This window comes from Flagellimonas sp. (assembly GCF_965215805.1).
Taxonomy (GTDB): Bacteria; Bacteroidota; Bacteroidia; order Flavobacteriales; family Flavobacteriaceae; genus Flagellimonas.
Map to the genome: position 1 here is coordinate 3,547,763 of NZ_OZ244124.1, position 19,117 is coordinate 3,566,879.

Sequence of the window (19,117 nt, forward strand, 5' to 3'; positions counted from 1 at the left end):
CGAATTGAAAGTCTACAATTTAAACGATGGGTTTCATCGCAGTCATGGATTCCCTTAACCGAGTTCCAACAATCTCCACGGGATGCTCACGAAGCGCTTTATTTACTGCAATAAGCTTCACGTTGTCCACTCCATTGTCTTTATCTGCACCGTACTGGGTTCCAATAACGTCAATGTCCACGGTTTTCATGAAGTCCTCCAAAAGCGGCTTACAGGCGTGATCAAACAGATAGCAACCATACTCAGCGGTATCTGAAATAACGCGGTTCATCTCGAACAACTTTTTTCTTGCTATGGTATTGGCAATCAATGGAGTTTCGTGCAAGGACTCATAATAAGCCGATTCTCCAATGATTCCCGATTCTGTCATAGTTTCATAGGCCAATTCTACCCCTGATTTTACAAAGGCGACCATCAACACACCATTATCATAGTATTCTTGCTCGGAAATCTCAACATCTCCGGCAGGCGTCTTTTCAAAAGCCGTTTCTCCGGTAGCAGCTCTCCATGTCAACAGGTTTTTATCTCCATCGGCCCAATCCTCCATCATAGTTTTGGAGAAATGACCGCTCATAATATCATCTTGATGTTTTTGGAACAAAGGACGCATAATATCCTTAAGTTCCTCGGCCAGATCGTAAGCCTTAATCTTGGCAGGATTGGACAAACGATCCATCATATTGGTTACCCCGCCATGTTTTAATCCTTCGGTAATGGTTTCCCATCCGTATTGAATAAGTTTGGAAGCATAACCGGCATCCACACCTTTTTCCAACATTTTATTAAAAGACAAGATGGAACCAGTTTGTAGCAGACCACAAAGAATGGTTTGTTCTCCCATTAAATCCGATTTTACTTCAGCCACAAAGGAAGATTCCAAAACCCCAGCTCTGTGTCCACCTGTACCAGCGGCATACGCTTTAGCCTGCTCCAATCCCTTACCCTCAGGGTCGTTTTCCGGGTGAACGGCAATCAGGGTTGGTACACCAAAACCTCTTTTGTATTCTTCCCGCACTTCCGAACCGGGGCTCTTTGGCGCCACCATGATCACGGTAAGGTCCTCACGGATTTGCATCCCTTCTTCCACGATGTTAAAACCATGGGAGTAAGACAAGGTTGCTCCTTGCTTCATTAGTGGCATAACAGCGCTAACAACATTGGTGTGCTGCTTGTCCGGCGTAAGGTTGATTACCAAATCGGCGGTAGGAATCAACTCCTCATAGGTACCTACGTTGAAGTTGTTTTCCGTGGCATTTTTGTACGACTGTCTTTGTTCCTTAATGGCAGCCTCCCGAAGCGTGTAGGAGATATCTAATCCGGAATCACGCATGTTCAAGCCTTGGTTCAAGCCCTGGGCACCGCATCCTACGATTACAATCTTTTTTCCTTTTAGTGCGGTTACGCCATCTGCAAATTCGCTGGCTTCCATAAACCTACATTTTCCCAATTGGGTCAATTGATCGCGAAGGGACAGCGTATTAAAGTAATTTGTCATTTTTGGTTTTTATTTAATGCTATTTATTGATTTTGAAACTCTTCTAGAATTTTGGTGATGGGCATTGTGGCCTTGGTTACGGCAATCCTTCCTGAACGCACAAATTGCATTATCCCGTAAGACTCCAAAGCATCATGCATTTCATCAATTTCGTGTCGTCTCCCTGTTTTAGCCAAAACAAAAAAGTCACGTGCCACCGTTACAATTTGCGAATTGCTCTCTTTGATGATATTCTGGATTTGACGCTCGTCAAACAAGAGGTCCGAGGCAATTTTGAACAAAGCAGATTCTTGATATATGGTATCATCATCAGTATGATAATAGGCTTTGATCACTTCTATTTGCTTTTCAATCTGCCCCACGATTTTGCGCGCCCAATCTTCAGTTGAATAAATTACAATAGTGAATTTTGAAACATGTTCAATTTCTGATTTAGAGACATTTAAACTCTCTATGTTAATGTGTCTCTTTAAGAATATTCCAGATATTCTATTCAATAGTCCCACGTTATTTTCCGAATAAACCGAAATGGTATACCATTGTTTTTCCATGCTTATTTTGTTTTAACCGCAACGATTACTCCCGTTGACCAGTCCATTTTAGTAATTGTAAAATCTTGTCTTCTTTCCAATTTGTCAACCAAGGAAGCTACATAGGTTGAATGTCCTTCCGGCCAATTGGGTTGCTCCGTCATATCATCAATGACATAAAACCCTCCAACCTTGATTAAATCCAATGTTTCTTCCAGCAAGCTGTATTTTCCAGGCCAGGCATCCGCAAAGACCAAGTCGAACTTTTCTTCCTGGTTTTGTACTATCCAATCTTCACCATCCGCGCAAATCAATTGGAGACGTTCATCAGTGCCAAAAAAGCTCGTTGCAATTTGAATGAGATCCATATCGTTGTCCACGCTGATCAACTTGGATGCACTATCCATTCCTTCCAGCATCCATGCCAAGGACAAACCCATTCCCGTTCCCAATTCCAAGAAGCGCCCAGCAGGTTTGGAAGCCACCAAAGTCTTCAGAAATGTGCCTATATACATATCCGAAGGCATGGTGAATCCAATTTCATCGGACTTGCTCAGCAAGGCAGCATACACATTGGGTGTATCCAAGATATTTGCTTGGTTCATGTTACTTCAATCGAATATCGGATACCGAGGCTCCTGATGGAATCATTGGAAATACATTGTCTTCCTTCTCTACTCGAACCTCCAAAAAATAGGGGTCTTTGGATGCAATCATTTCCTCAACAGCATCTTTTAAATCTCCACGTTCTGTAACTCTTCTGGACTTGATGTGATACCCTTCCGCTATCTTCACAAAATCCGGATTGGTCATCACCGTTGAGGCATATCTGCTTTCAAAGAAAAGTTCCTGCCATTGGCGCACCATTCCCAAGTGATCATTGTTCAATACCACAATCTTTACTGGAACATTATGCTGAAAGATAACGCCGAGTTCCTGAATGGTCATCTGATATCCTCCATCCCCAATAATGGCTACAACCTCACGTTCCATGGCACCCATTTTAGCCCCAATGGCCGCGGGTAATGCAAATCCCATAGTTCCCAGTCCGCCTGAGGTGACATTACTCTTGGTCTGCTTGAATTTGGCATACCTACAAGCGATCATTTGATGCTGTCCAACATCGGTAACCACCACGGCTTTATGTCCAGAGGCTTTATTGATTTGTTCAATGACCTCACCCATGGTAAGACCTTCTTTGGTAGGTTCTATATCTTTTTTGATAACCGTGTCGTATTCAATCTGATATTTTTTATCAAATTCCCCCAACCATTCCTTATGTTCTTTCTTGTTGATCAATGGCAACAACAAATCCAATGTTTGTTTGGCATTTCCGAGCACCGCTATATCTGCATTTACATTTTTATTGATTTCGGCAGGGTCAATTTCAAAATGTATCACCTTGGCCTGATTGGCATAGGTGTCCAAATTACCCGTAACCCTATCATCAAAGCGCATTCCTATAGCTATGAGGACGTCGCATTCGTTGGTCAATACATTGGGGCCATAGTTTCCGTGCATTCCAACCATCCCCACATTCAATGGATGATCCGTATCCATGGCGGAGAGCCCCAAAACCGTCCATGCCGCTGGAATTCCAGCCTTTTCAACCAAAGCTTTGAGCTCGGCTTCGGCTTCTCCCAAAATCACCCCCTGGCCAAAAACAATGTAAGGTTTCTTGGCTTTGTTGATCATTTCTGCGGCCGCCTCAATGGCTTTGACATCAGGTTCAGGTACTGGTTTATAACTACGTACGCCAGTACATTTTTCATACACAAAGTCCAATTCGTCAAACTGGGCATTCTTGGTAATATCCACCAATACCGGTCCAGGTCTACCCGATCTTGCAATATAGAAGGCCTTGGCCAATATTTCCGGAATCTCACTAGCCTTGGTTACTTGATAATTCCATTTGGTCACTGGTGTGGAAATTCCCACGATATCTGTTTCCTGAAACGCATCGGAACCCAGCAAATGTCTTGGCACCTGTCCCGTAATACACACCATTGGTGTGGAATCTATTTGGGCATCGGCCAATCCTGTAACCAAATTGGTGGCTCCTGGTCCGGATGTGGCCATGGCCACTCCAACCTTTCCGGTAACCCGTGCGTACCCCTGAGCAGCATGGGTTGCACCTTGCTCGTGTCTGGTGAGGATATGGGTGAGTTTATCCTGAAATTTATAAAGCTCGTCATACACGGGCATGATCGCACCTCCCGGGTAGCCATAAATCAAATCTACCCCTTCTGCCAAAAGGCAATGTATAATGGCTTCGGCTCCACTTATGCGGATGGCCTTGACTGTTTTGTTTGCTTCCTTTTTTAAAGTTTCCGTACTCATAATGTCAACTTTGAATGATGAGATTCCTGCATAGGCAGAAACGACATATTTAATATTTATCGGTGACGCAACCCTCTGAAGCTGATGCTACAGATCTTGCGTACTTGTACAATATTCCTTTGGTAAATTTTAATGGTGGGGCTTGCCATTTGGCCCTTCTTATTTCCATTTCCTCATCAGAAATATTCAAGGTAATGGAATTGTCCAAAGCGCTAATGGTAATTAAATCACCGGTCTCCACAAGGGCAATGGCCCCTCCCTCTTGCGCTTCGGGAGTCACGTGGCCGACCACAAAACCATGGGTTCCTCCAGAAAAACGGCCATCCGTAATCAACGCGACCGATTTTCCCAAACCAGCTCCCATGATCATGGATGTAGGTTTTAGCATTTCGGGCATTCCTGGACCTCCCTTGGGCCCTACATAGCGAATAACAACCACATTCCCTTTTTCCACTTCACCTTTGGATATGCCTTCATTGGCTTCGGGTTCGCTATCATACACCACCGCTTTTCCTTCAAACTTTAAACCTTCTTTACCAGATATCTTTGCCACAGCTCCTTCTTCCGCCAAGTTTCCTTTTAGGATTTGCAGGTTTCCTGAAGATTTCAAAGCCTTATCCACGCTGTACAACAAATCTTGCTCCTCAAATTCCATTGCTTCAACATCTTTCAGGTTTTCAGCCAAGGTTTTCCCGGTTACGGTCATACAATCCCCATGTAAAAAGCCTTGTTCCAACAAGTACTTCATAATCTTTGGGGTTCCGCCAATACCATGGACATCTTCCATCAGATATTTTCCCGAAGGTTTTAAATCCCCAATTAGTGGTGTTTTATCACTTATCCGTTGGAAATCCTCCAAGGTAAATTCGATATCTGCGGCATATGCAATGGCCAAATAATGCAATACCGCATTGGTAGAACCGCCAAGGGCATTGACCAGGGTAATTGCATTTTCAATGGATTTTTTTGTAACGATATCCTTTGGTTTTAAATCGAGCTCCAAAAGATTTTTTATGGCTTGGGCAGTACGTTCTGCTTCTGAAAGCTTATTGGGATTAACGGCTGGAATTGATGAATTATAAGGTAATGACATACCCATACATTCTATGGATGATGCCATGGTGTTTGCCGTGTACATCCCCCCGCAGGCACCTGCCCCTGGTATTGCTCTCTTGATGATTTCCTTGTATTCAGCTTCATCAATCTCCCCTGCAATTTTCTGCCCCAAGGCTTCAAATGCAGATACAATATTCAGTTTACGCCCTTTATAGTTTCCTGAAGCAACGCTACCACCATATACCATAATAGATGGTCTATTGAGTCGGAGCATAGCTATAATGGCTCCAGGCATATTTTTATCGCATCCAACAACACCGATCAATGCGTCATAGGACATCCCGTTCATCACCGTTTCCATAGAGTCGGCAATAATATCCCTTGAAGCCAACGAATATTTCATGCCCGGTGTTCCCATAGAGATTCCATCGGATACTCCAATAGTACCGAACGTCAATCCCACCTGCCCTGTCTCGTTAACATGCTTTTTGATTTCCTTTGCTATATCGTTCAAGTGCATGTTGCAGGGATTACCATCGTAGCCTGTACTACCAATGGCAATTTGTGCCTTTTTCATATCCTCCTCCTTTAAACCTGTAGCATACAACATAGCCTGTGATGCGGGTTGCGAAGGATTTTGGGTAACGTTCTTACTATGTTTGTTCAATTCCATTATTAATTTTCTTTCAGATCGGGAATCTTGTTGAATTTACTATATCATTCAAAGATAGATGTTTCAGAAACCCTATATTTTTAACAGTTTTACACCTTCTAAATCCATTTAAAATAATATACCTTTATCTCTATGAAAATCAACACTTTAAGTTGATTTAAAATCCCATATCCATTTCTTTTTTGGACCATAAAAAAAGCCTGTATCTTTAATGGGATACAGGCTTTTTCTAAATCAATAGGACATCTGTATCACTCCATGGCTGGAATAATAATGACGACGCTATTAATCGGATTTTTTGCTTTCACAGTTCAAGAGTACAAAAAATTAAGATAAAAAACCAAACTGGAAATGAATTTATACCAGTTTAAATGAAATGGAGTCCCCAAACTTTTTCTGAGCAAGCTGACAAATGGAATCCTCGGACAATTGCAAAATTCTTGGGTAGCCCCCTGTGGTTTGTCCATCTTTCATTAGGATGATCAATCTTCCGGCAGGAGTAAACTGTACCGTCCCTGGCATAGTTCCTGAAGTGAGCATGGAATGTTTATGACCCTGAATCAATTCTGCCAATTGGTAGGCCATGCGGTTATTTTTTTCCGAAATGGAAAATGATTTCCCAAATAAAGAACCCAACTGGGCATCCGACAACATGGAGAATTCAGGCCCCTTATAAACTTCCAAGGTTTCTTCTTCAAATTTCCTATCTACCTTCAGTCCAGAAATTGCAGGTTCAAAAGATACTGTTTCCCCATAAGCTACCGAACTGCCATCCTTTAGACATTTTTTAGGTGTAACAGGATGATATTGAGATCTACTTCCCATTACCATATCTGTTTGCACTCCACCTTTTACTGCCAAATAGGAGCGAAATCCATTTTCCAGCCTACCATAGGATAAAATATCTCCTTTGCCCACCTGAATCACCTGATAGTTATCTATGGGTTCGTTGTTGAGTGTTGGTGACAAAAAGGCGCCCGAAAGACAGATATAGGTGGGAGCCTCAAATTGCAAGGTGGGGCCCGTCATGGTTATTTCCAAGAGGGCAGCCTCCTTAGGATTATCCAATAATTTGTTGGCTTTTGCTGCTGAATCGTAGTCCATTACCCCAGAAACTGGAACACCAATATCCCTGTAGCCAAACCGGCCCATATCCTGAACCGTCATAAAGAAACCTGATTTGAGCACCTTAATCATCCAACGCTATTTTTTCAGGTTTGAAAATACCTACTTCGGCTTCAATCTTCTTTAGGTTGTATTCGGCCCTGGAAATTTGCTTAAACTGAATTTTATCTCCCACACTGACAAAACATGGCTCTTCCGCCTTGGGATTAAAAATCGGTGTGGGGCAGCTCCCAATAATATTCCATCCCCCTGGGGAATCCTGGGGATAAATTCCGGTCTGCTTGCCCGCCAATCCCACGGAGCCTTGGGCCACATGCAAACGGGGTTCCTTTCTTCGGGGAATTTCCAATTCTTCTGGCAAACCTCCCAAATACATAAAACCCGGGAGAAATCCTAAGCCATAAACAATATACTCCTGCGAAGTGTGAAGTGCTATCAGTTGAGTTTGGGAAATTCCCAAAACCGTGGATACCTCTTCCAGATCAATTCCCAAATCGGAGTCGTAGCACACAGAGATTTTCCATAAAAATCGCCCACGTTTTTTTTGAAGCTTTTTTTGGCCTTTCTGACAATCCAAAATCTGTTTTTCCATGGACTCAAAATCCACATCTTGCATTGAATTCACCAAGGTCAAGGAGTTGTATGCTACGGACATTTCCCACCCAGGGAGTTCCAAGCTTTTAAAACAGCCCACAAATTCCAGAATTTCCCCTAACACGGATTCGCTTACCTCGTTTGGCCACTCCATAAGGATAGCCCTTTGTCCAAACGGTTTTATACTGATGGGGAGTTTTTTCACTTTTGTATTTCTACCCCATGTTGGGGCAATTGTTGTGAAAGATACATTAATATTTCAAAAGCAGAAGGGGTGTCTCCATGAATGCAAATGGTTTGAGCCTCTATATCTGCCGTTTCCCCTGATAATGTCACAATTTTCCCTTTTTTTATGATGGGAAGCACCTGTTCCAATACCTTGGCAGGCTCCTGAATAACAGCATTGGGCAATGTTCTGGACACCAGACTTAGGTCCAAGTTGTAACTTCTATCCCCAAAAGCCTCATAGTGCACTTCATAGCCACTTTCTTTGGCAATGCTTGCCATGACAGAACCAAACGGAGCATATAAGGGAACATTTGCCCCATACGCCTTTATTGCATCCAAAAGCAAAAGGGCCACTCGCTCATTTTTTGCCGATTCGTTGTACAATGCACCATGTGCTTTAATATGTTCCAATTTTACCGATTCTTGGTGGAGAATTGTATCAAATTCCTGAAGTTGGTTTAAAATGCTATCGTGAAGCTCTTCATCCGAAATGCCCATGACCGCCCTTCCAAAATTGGCCTTGTCTGGATACGAGGGATGCGCACCGACCCTTATCCCGTATCTTTTGGCAAGTTTCACCACTTGAGTCATAGTGTCAAGGTCTCCTGCATGACCTCCACATGCAACATTACAAGAACTTATCAGCGGAAAAATAAGGGCTTCGTTGCCCACACCTTCACCCACGTCACAGTTAATATCTATTGACCATTTTTTCATCTATACCAATCCCAAGACTTTCATGATACTCTTAGCACCCAAAAAAATGGAGAAAGCAACAATAGCAAACCCGATAATATTTTGGAAGAGGGTGTTCTTGTTCTTTCCCATCACGGATGTTCTATTTACTATCCAAAGGAGCAAGATTGCCATAATCGGCAACACCATTCCGTTTGCAACTTGGGCAAATTGTATAACCTGAATGGGTTTGATATCGAAGGACAAGAAGAATACACCCAAAAACAAAATGACCATCCAAACCATTTTAAACCTTTTATCCTGCATTCCCTCCCAACCCAAGCAACTGCTAGCCACAAATGCTGCCGCCAAGGGTGCTGTTATTGCGGAAGTGATTCCCGCTGCCAACAAACCACAAGCAATAAAATAAATGGCACTCTTCCCAAACAAGGGTTCTAGACCCACCGCAAGGTCCATAACATTGGTAACCTCACTTAATGGAGCCGAAGCTGCAGTAATCAAAATGGCCATGGACACCAATCCACCCAGTCCTATTGAAATAATGGTGTCCCATTTGGCTGTTTTCAAATCATCGTGGGATTTCCATTTTTCTTTCACCAGGGAGGCGTGCAAAAACAAATTGTAGGGCACCACAGTAGTTCCAACAAGGGCAATAACGGTTAACAGCCCCCCTTCCGGCAGATTGGGCACAAACATATTTTGAACAACATTCAAAGCGTCTGGTTTGGTCATTAGGGCGGCAATTAAAAAACAAACACCCATTAAACCCACAAGGGCCACAAATACTTTTTCCAAAGTCTTATACCCACTGAACCACAACAACAGAAATGCCATGGCACCTACAAATAGTGGATAAAATTGGGAAAATCCATCCCCTAAAAGTCCTTCCAGCCCCAAGGTAGCGCCGCCAATATTTCCTGCCTCATAAGCTGCATTGCCAACCAGGATGGCAAACAGAACCAAAGCGATTACCAAATTTCTTACCCAGTTAACCCCTATTTCTCCCTTTACGACTTCCATAAGTCCCTTTTGGGTAAACACGCCAATTCTGCCCGACATCTCCTGTAGAATTATGGTGGCAATTACTGATACCAGGACAGCCCAAAGCAAGCTGTAACCGAAATGTACCCCTGCAAGGGTACATACCGTAATGGTTCCAGGACCAACAAAGGCTGCCGCAACTAGAATTCCAGGTCCTATTTTTTTAAACATAAGGGGGTTGATTATAGGTTTTCAAAATAAGTAGAATTCACTAGAATGATGCATTTCATCCAAAAAAATGCATTTCATCTAAAAATGGGATGTTTTACATCGAATATGTATACGATTATGAAAATCTCGAAGTTATAATAATCCCAAATCAAATAATTGACCTAAACTTAACCGATACTCATGATCTGTAAAGACTGTGGTAAAGAAATTGGACATGAACAGCATGCAGCGTCCACCGAATCCTTAGGTGTTGCGCTATGCGAAAGGCATTCCAAACTCATCAAGAAAATTATCCTTAACAACAATACCCCAATTGAGGCTATTCATCTTTTCTATGCTTTGAAAGAAGCAGGCGCCCATCCCATGTTGGAATGGTGGGACGGAAAAAAATCAGTTGATTTAGCCATATCCAGGGTAAAACTGAATATTGAAATCGATAAGGATTATGAAACAATAACTCACGAACAGGCCATTAGCGACCTAGAGGAAGCCATGCATTCCTTTAAAAATGGTTTTACCACGATTCGGATACCCCACTTGGCCATTAAATACTATTTGGAGGATACAGTCCAGAATATTCTGGGAATCATTGATGGACTGAAGGCCAATATCAAAGTGATCTAGTTGGAATAAACAGGTTTCCAATCCGTGTTTACCTCCTTGTATTCCAAAACATTGATGGCAATGGTTCTATCACCAATGTTCTCAAGATCATTGGTATAGTTTTTTCCCCTAAACTCCCAATATTCGGTATCACCTGGCTCTAGTTTTACCATGCTAATTTTACCATTACCATGACGTGTAAGGGCTAGTCCACCTGTAACGCAAACCCAATTGTAGTTGGCGTTGTGCTTTCTAAACGGAAGTCTTTCACCAGGTTCCAAACGTATGTCCCACAGTTTTACAGTCTCATTTTCGAACACCAATCGGTCACCAAGAGATTCCTTTACATCATTATGGAGGAGTTCATCTAACATTTTTTGGTCCCATGGGTCGAAGTTGCCCACAGGATTCAATTCCACACACTGCATAGCTCAATTTTCTTAAAACGGGCGCAAAATTACGGCCTATTCTTATCAGAAAATATGATTGGTGTAGGATTTAACTTATTTTTTAGAAGAAAAGGAATTTTTTGGCTTTTTTTTTAGAACATTGACTTACAGCTGTTTAAAAAAGTAGATTACGTGTAGTGATTCTACCCCATGGCTTGATCGGAAGTTTTGGAATGACCGACTCCAAAAGTTCTAGAAAAGAACCTTGAAAGCTGCTCAAAGGGTTTATGACTAAACAAAATCAACAACATGATTGAACTTCTTTTGGCCGAATATGCCGTAGGTAAGAGCTTTATTGTTTTTTTGGCTGTGCTGGCATAAGCCGGGTCATTAAGTCTATAAAAAGCAGGTAAATGAGATCCGAAAAACAGCTTTGTGGAAAACTTTAGGTCTCTAATGTTAAAGTACTTCGGTCTACAGCCCACCAATTTGGACATGTCGTTCATAAAGTCATGATAATTGACCAAAGACTTGATGTTCACACTATCCGAGAAAAACTTTTCGTTGAAGCGCCTGTCCTTTTCAATACTATCCTTCATCTTTACAGTATTCGGGAGCTTTTTATTTCCTGATAGTAGCAAGGACATGTAACGTGCCTGTATTTCTGAACATGCCGGAAGTCCTCCTTGAGTGGGTCTGGCCCATCCTATTAGGCTAATCAGAAGTCCATGTTTTGGATGTATCATATGTTTGTAGAGATTCCTTGGATTTTCAAAATCCTTGCCCTCTTTCACATACTCAAATTTTGTTTCATAACCCGTGTTCAGCACAAGAACGTCCGCTTCAATGGTCTCACCCCCTTTGGTAACAATGGTATTCTTGGTCAAATAATCAATTTCGTCCCTTGTGATTTCCAATCGTCCATCAAGGATATCTTGAAGGAACACATCACTCTTGGTGAGGAATTTACCCATGAAGGACTTTCTTTCATAAATCCACTGTTGCACCAGTTTCTCTGTGGACCCAACATTTTTACCAAACTTCAAATACTTCCATGCCATGAATTTCATGAAATGGTCCACTCCTTTTTTTCCCATGGAATTGAGACTGTGCGAAGTATAGGAATCGCTGGTATAACCAGCAGACCATCTAGGAACAATGTTTGGAAATTCTCTTACCAACACCCTACATGAGGTAGTTTGTGAAATTTCATGTATGATATCTGCTCCTGATTCCCCTATACCAATACAGACAACTTTTTTATCTTTAAAGGATTCACCATTCTTATACTCACTGGAATGAACAATCTCTCCTTCAAAATCGGATTGCCCTTTGAACATGGGAGAATAGGGAATGAAATTACTCCCAGTACAAATCACTAAATGGTCAAATTCTTCTTTTCGGACCTCACCTTGATGCTGAACTTCAACAACGACAGAATTTCCCTGAATGTCCGTACTCAGAACTTTATGGGCATAGTGCAAATGTTTCTCCAAATCAAAATGCCGGATATAGTCTTTTAAGTATTCCCGATATTCCGAAACCTTCCAAAACCTTCTCTCTTCCTTGGGGTCAGGCATGAAATCGGAATAGGCCATAAAATAATTGGATACCGTAAGTTCCAGGGAATCATAGGACCTCCCGCCCTTATCTATGTCCCTAAAAGCGCCGCCAAAACTATCTTCGGCTTCATAGCATACTACTTCAATATTTTGCTTCAACAGCTCTTTTACTGCCACCAGCCCAGATGGCCCAGCTCCAATTACACAAACTTTCGTGCTCATTTTGGCAAAGGTTGATTAAGGTTAATATCCGTTGTGGCCGTTGAAAGTAATCAAGATTGCTATGCTTAAATAAAGAAATCGTTTAAAATCAATTATATACGTTAAAAGATATTGGCTCTGCTTAAAATGAAATTACCCTAAATAACCTATCCTTTTTAGTTTCAATTTAGTAGGATGGTAGATTGCTCTAAAACAGCACAATAACGAGTCAAATGGTATTAGCATCATGAAATAGTAGTAGTTTTTTAGGCCCAAAAACGCTACATATCCAAAAAAAACAACAGCCAACCGATTTTCTGTGTCATTTTCAAATCACCATCTATTTTTATGGAAAGTTCTATAGACATTAAAAGCCATGGGTGAAAACTTAGTAGTAAATTTTACACCAACAGGAATGATCCCTACCAAGGAAATGACTCCCCATGTTCCCGTGGTGGTCCCTGAAATAATTGACCAGGTCCTCGAAGCTTCAGAATTGGGAATCACAATGGTTCACCTTCATGCCCGTGAGGCAAAAACTGGAGTCCCTACTTATAAAAAGGACATTTACGGTCAGATTATAGAAGGTATTAGAAAATACGAACCGGAACTGGTGATTTGTGTTTCACTCAGTGGTCGGAATTTTTCTGAATTTGAGAAACGCTCGGAACCCCTATTCTTGGAGGGTTCCCTTAAACCGGATATGGGAAGCTTGACCCTAAGCTCATTAAATTTTAATGCCACCGCAAGTACCAATTCCCCGGATATGATACAAAAGCTTGCCAAAGCAATGTTGGACAGGGGTATTGTTCCCGAACTTGAAGCCTTCGACATCGGAATGATCAATTACGCAAAATATCTGGCGAAAAAAGGATTGATCCAAGCTCCTTTTTACTTTAATCTAATTCTTGGAAATATCGCCTGTGCCCAAGCAAATCTTTTAAATGCAGGAGTGATGATAAATGATTTACCTGAGCAATCCCATTGGAGCTTGGCGGGAATTGGAAACGCCCAATTGAAGATGAACTCTATTGGAATAGCTATGGGTGGTGGTGTTCGTGTGGGAATTGAGGACAATATCTGGTATGATACCAAGCGCACCAAATTGGCTTCGAACAAAGACTTAATCCAAAGGATTCATACCCTTGCCCAAGCCAATGAAAGAAAAATCATGCCTCCATCCGAATTGAGGCAACATCTACAGCTTGGCACTGAAGGCACATATGGAAGAACCTTAACTAAATAGACTTAAATGGCCACCCAGGAAAGTAGCAAGAATTACAAGTATAAGTTGCTGATATCAAATATCAAGCATGGCTTATTTCTACATACGTTGCAGAATTTTATGTCCAGAAATGGCTTCGACTTTGCTCCATATTATTGGGTACAAGAAGATTTTAACGCGTATGAGCACCCTCAGATAAATGATAATCAAGAAAAATACACCATTAGTTTTTTATCCGACCAAGAAGTAAAATCTATGAAAAGGGGTTCTTTGAGGAAATTTAAGGGCACCAAATTAATAGGTCTAAAACACAATAATCAAATAGCAGCTTTTCATTGTGCAGAACAAAGGGACTTTGTTTTCAAGGGCAAAAAAATGAAACTTAAGGAAAACGAGGCTTATCTGCTCAACATGTACACTTTTCAGAATTACAGGGGAAAAAACATTGCTCCGTATCTAAGGCATGCAACCTATGAATTGCTTAAACAAGAGGGAGTAGACACATTCTACAGCATATCTGATTATCTCAATAAGTCTACCCATAAATTCAAAAAGAAGCTGGGAGCAAAACCATTACAGCTATACCTCTCGATAGTCCTGTTTAAAAAATTTCACAGAACATTTTTGCTGAAAACCTATAACTAGGCTTACCCCAACCAACCTTCCCTGTCAAGACTTCTATATTGAATAGCTTCAGAGATGTGACTGGAGGATATTTCAGTATTCCCATCTAAATCTGCTATGGTTCTGGCCACCTTGAGAATACGGTCATATGCACGAGCTGAAAGATTCAAGCGTTCCATGGCACTCTGTAGCAATTCCTTGGTTTCCTGAGTCAAAATGCAGTATTGCCTAATTTGTTTGGTATTCATTTGGGCGTTGTAGTGCACCGTTTCCAAATTTTGAAACCTCGAAGTCTGAATATCCCTTGCCCTTATAACCCGTCTCCTGATTTCTAAACTGCTCTCCGCTTTTTGGTCGTTTGCGAGCTTTTCAAAAGGAACAGGGGCAACCTCAATATGAATATCAATCCTGTCCAACAAGGGTCCTGATATCTTGCCCAAATAGCGTTGCATTTCCATAGGGGATGAAACAACTGGGGCATCGGGATCATTGAAATAACCTCCCGGACTTGGATTCATACTTGCCACCAACATAAAACTGCTGGGGTAGGTCACTGTGAATTTTGCCCGTGCAATGGTTACCTCCCGATCTTCCATGGGTTGTCGCATTACTTCAAGTACCCTTCGCTCAAATTCTGGCAGTTCATCCAAAAAAAGTACGCCATTGTGCGAAAGCGAGATCTCTCCAGGTTGGGGATAACTCCCCCCTCCTACCAAAGCTGCGCTACTTATGGTGTGATGTGGGTTTCGAAAGGGCCTATGGCTCATCAGACCTGAATTTTTCACTTTGCCCACAACACTGTGAATTTTGGTGGTTTCCAATGCTTCTTGAAGGGTCATGGGTGGTAAAATTGAAGGCAACCGTTTGGCTAACATGGTTTTTCCCGAGCCAGGAGGTCCAATCAATATAATGTTGTGTCCCCCTGCCGCCGCAATCTCCATACATCTTTTGATGCTTTCCTGCCCTTTGACATCGGAAAAATCAAATTCAGGATAATCCAAGTTTTTGTAGAACTCTTTTTGTGGATCCAATTGGGTCTGCCTTAACGGTTTTCCAGAATTGAAATAATCTATGACCTTCTGGATATTTGTAACACCATAGACCTTCAATCCTTCCACGACAGCAGCTTCTTTGGCATTTTCTTCAGGTAGGATAAATCCTTTAAAGCCTTCCTCTTTGGCTTTAATGGCAATTGGGAGTGCCCCTTTAATGGGGTTAACGGTTCCATCAAGCGATAACTCGCCCATGATAAGGTACTCCCCAATGTTGGTTGCTTTGATCTGGTTGGAGGCTACAAGGATTCCCAGTGCCAAAGTAAGATCATAAGCAGAACCTTCCTTTCGCAAATCCGCGGGTGCCATGTTTATGGTAATCTTCTTCCCAGGTATGCGAAACCCGTTGTTTTGTAAAGCGGCAGCAATACGATAATTGCTTTCCTTAATGGCATTATCCGGTAAACCCACCAAATGATACCCTACTCCTTGGTCTACATTTACTTCTACGATTATGGTTTGAGCCTCTACCCCAAATACGGCACTGCCATAGACTTTTGTTAGCATAGTTCACTATCAGAGCTTTTGGTTGCTCTGTGCCCACAAAATAGAAAGGACCTACTTAACGGTGAACTCCCGTTTGACGGATACCGGGTTTCCATTTGACGAAAAGCCCTCTAGGATCAACCTATAGGTTCCCGGGACATCGGAAGTGTATAGGACAATCTCTTCAGAACCTTTGGATAAGTCCAATTCTGGCTCCCATAAAAGTTGATGTCTAAAGTCAGGAACACGGCTCTGTAAATCGCTGGTATTATAGGTTTGCTTGAAGTGATCCTTACGCACCTGGGGCTTGAACAAGTCAACATTGACAATATGTGGGGTAAAGAAATCATTGTAAAAACCTCCTTCTATTGTTTTAAAATGAAGTACACCCTGAAACACATGCGGTCCCAATATTACTTTGTCACGGGAAAATTCAATGTTTTGGATTTTTTTCGCGCTGAAGTCCATAAAATCCTCATGCTTCTTGATAAAAAGTCCGTCCACAAACACCATGGGCAAAAGGGCCAAATCCGTAAATCCTTTTTCCGGTCTAATTTCAAAGGCGCGGTCGCCATTCTGGAGTCTCCTCACGGATAGTTGATCCACTACCTCAATAATAGTTTCCTCTATGGTGTTGAAACGGGTGTAATCATCCAAGTTGTAGTTCACGGTAAACTTCCGATAGTAAGGTTGCTCATGGCTGGCAGGAATAACGGCATCCGATTTCACCTCCCTAAATCCGTTTTCTATCTGATTTTGGATACTTTTTTGAAGAATATAATCCTCCATTGCCCTGGAAATCTTGAAATCATCAACTTGGATTCCAACATACTTCTTGGGTGCTTCATCCATCACGATTTCGTAAGCATCCCAATTATCAGCCAAAACCTGCAAAGCACCTGTTACGTTGCTGTATTCTTGGTCAAAAAGGAACCTAAACCTTCCACTTTCATTGGTCGAGGCCACTTTAAAGAGATACTTATCCCCCGGCAATGAAATGGAAATCCTCACATCTTGTACAGGTGTTTTGGTTTCTTTGTCAATAATGGTTCCTGAAACTACCTCTCCCCTAAGTTCGGGTAAATCCACTTTTTGGGAACTCATACCTGAATTGGATCCTCCATTCAAATAGCGCTTGGTAAATTCTGTCGCACTCATCTTTTTAGGGGCACCCAGATCTTCCAATTTTCTAATGGAGATGGAGTAATTTCCATTTTTTGATTCGGAGTTGTCGGCATCTATCCGTACCATCAATTTTTCCCTGGCGCCAAGTTCATTCTTTTCCAAACTCACCTTGACCCCTCCCTCTTTACTTGTCATAGGTACCTCCAAAACCCTTGGGGCAGGAGTCAAAGGGGCTACTTGGATTGAGTCTGGTTCTGCTGCCAAATAGGACTCGGGGACAGGCTGGTAAGGATTAATGATATGGATATCCGATTGGAAGAAAGAATCCATTCCAAAATTCTGCATCCATTGGGAGTAGCCCAATAGTTTATAACTTCCCGTTGGGATAGAGGTCGGAACAAAAAAGTCTCCATATCCAGCACCATCAGCAAGCCGTATCTTGTGGGTGAATACCGACTCGCCATCTTGATCCACTAACGCCACATAGGCTATTTTGCTAATATTGGTGAGCCGCCTTCCTTGGGCTTCCAAACAGTATAATTTGTATCGCAAGTACTCTCCTGAAAACAAAAGTGACTCGTTTGTCTGTACAAACACCTTTTCTTGGGGAACGTTTTTCAACATCTTCCCTTGAATTGTTGCGTTTGAGGTTTGCGCAAAACCGGATAAAGTAAATACGCTTAACAACAATGTGATGATACTATACTTCATAATTTTATTTTATTCAATCCAAAAATCGGGTACCTCAGAGGTGCCCAGTGCTGTGCAGTCCCCACAAACTTGGGGGACAGTTATATATGGTCCTGATCCCAAACCCGAACCAATGTAGTTGTCATCTATATACTTTACCCAATCCCAGCGCACCAAATCAATCAAGCCAATAGTCGGGGTATTAAACTGACAAGGGTCTACATAAGGAGGTAAATCCTCCATCGGGTAAAAATCCGAATAGTTAAAAAAGATTCTTTTCTCATCCACATTAACCACGTCAAAATAGCCCAACACCTTTTCATTGTCCGTATTCCCAGAGACGTTGCCTTGCAAAAATCCGGGTTGCGTTTCAGAAAATACGCTCTCGTTAGTGGAAAATTCGTTTAAGGTCTCAAAGAACGCATGTGCTTGTGTAGATAAGGAGTATTGCCTAACCAAAATACTGTATCTGTGGCTAATGATATAGTCATTGCTTGGAATAAATCGAACCAATATATTTTCGGCACTGTCCCCATCAAGATCTTCGGTGTCCGCAAGAATTATTCTGTTGGAATCAAAGGAGGCATAACATACCCTTTCATCCAGCGACCTAGGTACCTTGACAATATGTGGAGAAGGAGTTTCCACGACTTCCAACTCCACAGGATCCCAGAAGGGAGCTACTATCTTGTAGGTTTCCTCATATTCATATCTATAAAAAGCTGATGTCGTACCGGAAGGAACCGAGGCATCAACAAAAATTCCCATTCCATTTTCTCCGAGGTCATTGGTGAAACGCTTGGCATAAACACTGTCCAACCTCGCCACTTCGGGTAAACCCATGGCCGTGGAACTATATGATTTCCCATCCTGGGTTTCAACTGCCAATTGATAGGTAAGCTGCGGTAAGGCAGCAAAGGACGTATTTGAAACGTACTTTCCCTGGTCCTGCTCTTGAAAAAGGAATTCTTGTCCATCACTGGAAACAACGGAAACAACGGCACCAGCTTCCATTTGAATATCCTCATCCTGAATCCTGTAGGTACGAGACAATAGTACCTCCTGGGGTTTATACTCATCAGTAATGGTAGCTTCTATGACCAAGGTGCTCTCAAAATCTGCAAACTCTGCATTAAACTCCTCTATGCATCCGTAATTAGGAAGCATCAATAAGATGATACAAGGGGGTATATATACTGGTTTGCCAATCA

At 42.0% G+C, this 19,117-nt stretch carries 17 protein-coding genes; 3 read left to right on the forward strand and 14 right to left on the reverse strand.

The features are described 5' to 3' along the window. Nucleotides 1-19 precede the first annotated feature (19 nt). From ilvC to ACOOE0_RS15700, 9 genes are all read right to left on the reverse strand, one after another. Nucleotides 20-1,495 (reverse strand): ketol-acid reductoisomerase, encoded by a 1,476-nt coding sequence (ilvC, locus tag ACOOE0_RS15660; protein ID WP_420399849.1) that lies wholly within the window; start codon nucleotides 1,493-1,495, stop codon nucleotides 20-22. A 23-nt stretch (nucleotides 1,496-1,518) separates the two neighbouring features. Continuing rightward, nucleotides 1,519-2,046 carry an acetolactate synthase small subunit gene (ilvN, locus tag ACOOE0_RS15665; RefSeq protein WP_420399850.1) on the reverse strand — a complete coding sequence of 176 codons (528 nt, stop codon included), beginning with the start codon at nucleotides 2,044-2,046 and terminating at the stop codon, nucleotides 1,519-1,521. A gap of 2 nt (nucleotides 2,047-2,048) precedes the next feature. Then, nucleotides 2,049-2,630: an O-methyltransferase gene (locus ACOOE0_RS15670; RefSeq protein WP_420399851.1), complete on the reverse strand. Its 582-nt coding sequence runs from the start codon at nucleotides 2,628-2,630 to the stop codon at nucleotides 2,049-2,051. Between the two features lies 1 nt (nucleotide 2,631). Beyond that, complete coding sequence (gene ilvB / locus ACOOE0_RS15675; protein ID WP_420399852.1) at nucleotides 2,632-4,365, reverse strand: biosynthetic-type acetolactate synthase large subunit; 1,734 nt, start codon at nucleotides 4,363-4,365, stop codon at nucleotides 2,632-2,634. Nucleotides 4,366-4,414: 49 nt separating this feature from the next. Then, on the reverse strand, nucleotides 4,415-6,094 hold the full coding sequence (gene ilvD, locus ACOOE0_RS15680; RefSeq protein WP_420399853.1) for a dihydroxy-acid dehydratase: 1,680 nt from the start codon (nucleotides 6,092-6,094) through the stop codon (nucleotides 4,415-4,417). Between the two features lie 357 nt (nucleotides 6,095-6,451). Next, entirely contained in the window at nucleotides 6,452-7,291 is an 840-nt protein-coding gene (locus ACOOE0_RS15685) for a biotin-dependent carboxyltransferase family protein (protein WP_420399854.1), read from the reverse strand. Next, the gene (pxpB, locus tag ACOOE0_RS15690) at nucleotides 7,284-7,967 is read right to left on the reverse strand and encodes a 5-oxoprolinase subunit PxpB (RefSeq protein WP_420399855.1); all 684 of its coding nucleotides are present in this window, start codon (nucleotides 7,965-7,967) and stop codon (nucleotides 7,284-7,286) included. The genes ACOOE0_RS15685 and pxpB overlap by 8 nt, the downstream gene beginning before the upstream one ends. A gap of 47 nt (nucleotides 7,968-8,014) precedes the next feature. After that, nucleotides 8,015-8,758, reverse strand: coding sequence for a 5-oxoprolinase subunit PxpA (pxpA, locus tag ACOOE0_RS15695; protein WP_420399856.1), 744 nt, complete (start codon nucleotides 8,756-8,758; stop codon nucleotides 8,015-8,017). Further along, nucleotides 8,759-9,949: an Nramp family divalent metal transporter gene (locus ACOOE0_RS15700; protein ID WP_420399857.1), complete on the reverse strand. Its 1,191-nt coding sequence runs from the start codon at nucleotides 9,947-9,949 to the stop codon at nucleotides 8,759-8,761. A gap of 180 nt (nucleotides 9,950-10,129) precedes the next feature. Here ACOOE0_RS15700 and ACOOE0_RS15705 point away from each other — a divergent pair, with 180 nt between their 5' ends. Next, nucleotides 10,130-10,573 carry a hypothetical protein gene (locus ACOOE0_RS15705; protein ID WP_420399858.1) on the forward strand — a complete coding sequence of 148 codons (444 nt, stop codon included), beginning with the start codon at nucleotides 10,130-10,132 and terminating at the stop codon, nucleotides 10,571-10,573. Here ACOOE0_RS15705 and ACOOE0_RS15710 read toward each other — a convergent pair. Next, nucleotides 10,570-10,980 (reverse strand): hypothetical protein, encoded by a 411-nt coding sequence (locus ACOOE0_RS15710; protein WP_420399859.1) that lies wholly within the window; start codon nucleotides 10,978-10,980, stop codon nucleotides 10,570-10,572. The genes ACOOE0_RS15705 and ACOOE0_RS15710 overlap by 4 nt on opposite strands. A 164-nt stretch (nucleotides 10,981-11,144) precedes the next feature. Continuing rightward, nucleotides 11,145-12,725, reverse strand: coding sequence for a flavin-containing monooxygenase (locus tag ACOOE0_RS15715; RefSeq protein ID WP_420399860.1), 1,581 nt, complete (start codon nucleotides 12,723-12,725; stop codon nucleotides 11,145-11,147). Between the two features lie 355 nt (nucleotides 12,726-13,080). On the opposite strand from ACOOE0_RS15715, the gene ACOOE0_RS15720 reads away from it, so the two are divergent. Together ACOOE0_RS15720 and ACOOE0_RS15725 are read left to right on the forward strand one after the other, a co-directional pair. Further along, nucleotides 13,081-13,950, forward strand: coding sequence for a 3-keto-5-aminohexanoate cleavage protein (locus tag ACOOE0_RS15720; protein ID WP_420399861.1), 870 nt, complete (start codon nucleotides 13,081-13,083; stop codon nucleotides 13,948-13,950). A gap of 6 nt (nucleotides 13,951-13,956) precedes the next feature. Further along, complete coding sequence (locus ACOOE0_RS15725; protein ID WP_420399862.1) at nucleotides 13,957-14,574, forward strand: GNAT family N-acetyltransferase; 618 nt, start codon at nucleotides 13,957-13,959, stop codon at nucleotides 14,572-14,574. 2 nt (nucleotides 14,575-14,576) lie between these two features. Here ACOOE0_RS15725 and ACOOE0_RS15730 read toward each other — a convergent pair whose 3' ends face one another. From ACOOE0_RS15730 to ACOOE0_RS15740, 3 genes are read right to left on the reverse strand one after another with little or no spacing between them, the layout of a single operon-like run. After that, nucleotides 14,577-16,112: a YifB family Mg chelatase-like AAA ATPase gene (locus ACOOE0_RS15730; protein WP_420399863.1), complete on the reverse strand. Its 1,536-nt coding sequence runs from the start codon at nucleotides 16,110-16,112 to the stop codon at nucleotides 14,577-14,579. A gap of 51 nt (nucleotides 16,113-16,163) precedes the next feature. Continuing rightward, nucleotides 16,164-17,927, reverse strand: a complete 1,764-nt coding sequence (locus tag ACOOE0_RS15735; protein WP_420399864.1) for a hypothetical protein — start codon at nucleotides 17,925-17,927, stop codon at nucleotides 16,164-16,166. Between the two features lie 9 nt (nucleotides 17,928-17,936). Further along, nucleotides 17,937-19,073 carry a DUF4249 domain-containing protein gene (locus ACOOE0_RS15740; RefSeq protein WP_420399865.1) on the reverse strand — a complete coding sequence of 379 codons (1,137 nt, stop codon included), beginning with the start codon at nucleotides 19,071-19,073 and terminating at the stop codon, nucleotides 17,937-17,939. Between the last annotated feature and the right edge of the window lie 44 nt (nucleotides 19,074-19,117).

Bases quoted from the DNA above. Each gene is read 5' to 3' on its own strand.
- ilvC (WP_420399849.1), bottom strand. From the start codon at position 1,495: ATGACAAATTACTTTAATACGCTGTCCCTTCGCGATCAATTGACCCAA.
- ilvN (WP_420399850.1), bottom strand. From the start codon at position 2,046: ATGGAAAAACAATGGTATACCATTTCGGTTTATTCGGAAAATAACGTG.
- ACOOE0_RS15670 (WP_420399851.1), bottom strand. From the start codon at position 2,630: ATGAACCAAGCAAATATCTTGGATACACCCAATGTGTATGCTGCCTTG.
- ilvB (WP_420399852.1), bottom strand. From the start codon at position 4,365: ATGAGTACGGAAACTTTAAAAAAGGAAGCAAACAAAACAGTCAAGGCC.
- ilvD (WP_420399853.1), bottom strand. From the start codon at position 6,094: ATGGAATTGAACAAACATAGTAAGAACGTTACCCAAAATCCTTCGCAA.
- ACOOE0_RS15685 (WP_420399854.1), bottom strand. From the start codon at position 7,291: ATGATTAAGGTGCTCAAATCAGGTTTCTTTATGACGGTTCAGGATATG.
- pxpB (WP_420399855.1), bottom strand. From the start codon at position 7,967: ATGGAGTGGCCAAACGAGGTAAGCGAATCCGTGTTAGGGGAAATTCTG.
- pxpA (WP_420399856.1), bottom strand. From the start codon at position 8,758: ATGAAAAAATGGTCAATAGATATTAACTGTGACGTGGGTGAAGGTGTG.
- ACOOE0_RS15700 (WP_420399857.1), bottom strand. From the start codon at position 9,949: ATGTTTAAAAAAATAGGACCTGGAATTCTAGTTGCGGCAGCCTTTGTT.
- ACOOE0_RS15705 (WP_420399858.1), top strand. From the start codon at position 10,130: ATGATCTGTAAAGACTGTGGTAAAGAAATTGGACATGAACAGCATGCA.
- ACOOE0_RS15710 (WP_420399859.1), bottom strand. From the start codon at position 10,980: ATGCAGTGTGTGGAATTGAATCCTGTGGGCAACTTCGACCCATGGGAC.
- ACOOE0_RS15715 (WP_420399860.1), bottom strand. From the start codon at position 12,725: ATGAGCACGAAAGTTTGTGTAATTGGAGCTGGGCCATCTGGGCTGGTG.
- ACOOE0_RS15720 (WP_420399861.1), top strand. From the start codon at position 13,081: ATGGGTGAAAACTTAGTAGTAAATTTTACACCAACAGGAATGATCCCT.
- ACOOE0_RS15725 (WP_420399862.1), top strand. From the start codon at position 13,957: ATGGCCACCCAGGAAAGTAGCAAGAATTACAAGTATAAGTTGCTGATA.
- ACOOE0_RS15730 (WP_420399863.1), bottom strand. From the start codon at position 16,112: ATGCTAACAAAAGTCTATGGCAGTGCCGTATTTGGGGTAGAGGCTCAA.
- ACOOE0_RS15735 (WP_420399864.1), bottom strand. From the start codon at position 17,927: ATGAAGTATAGTATCATCACATTGTTGTTAAGCGTATTTACTTTATCC.
- ACOOE0_RS15740 (WP_420399865.1), bottom strand. From the start codon at position 19,073: ATGCTTCCTAATTACGGATGCATAGAGGAGTTTAATGCAGAGTTTGCA.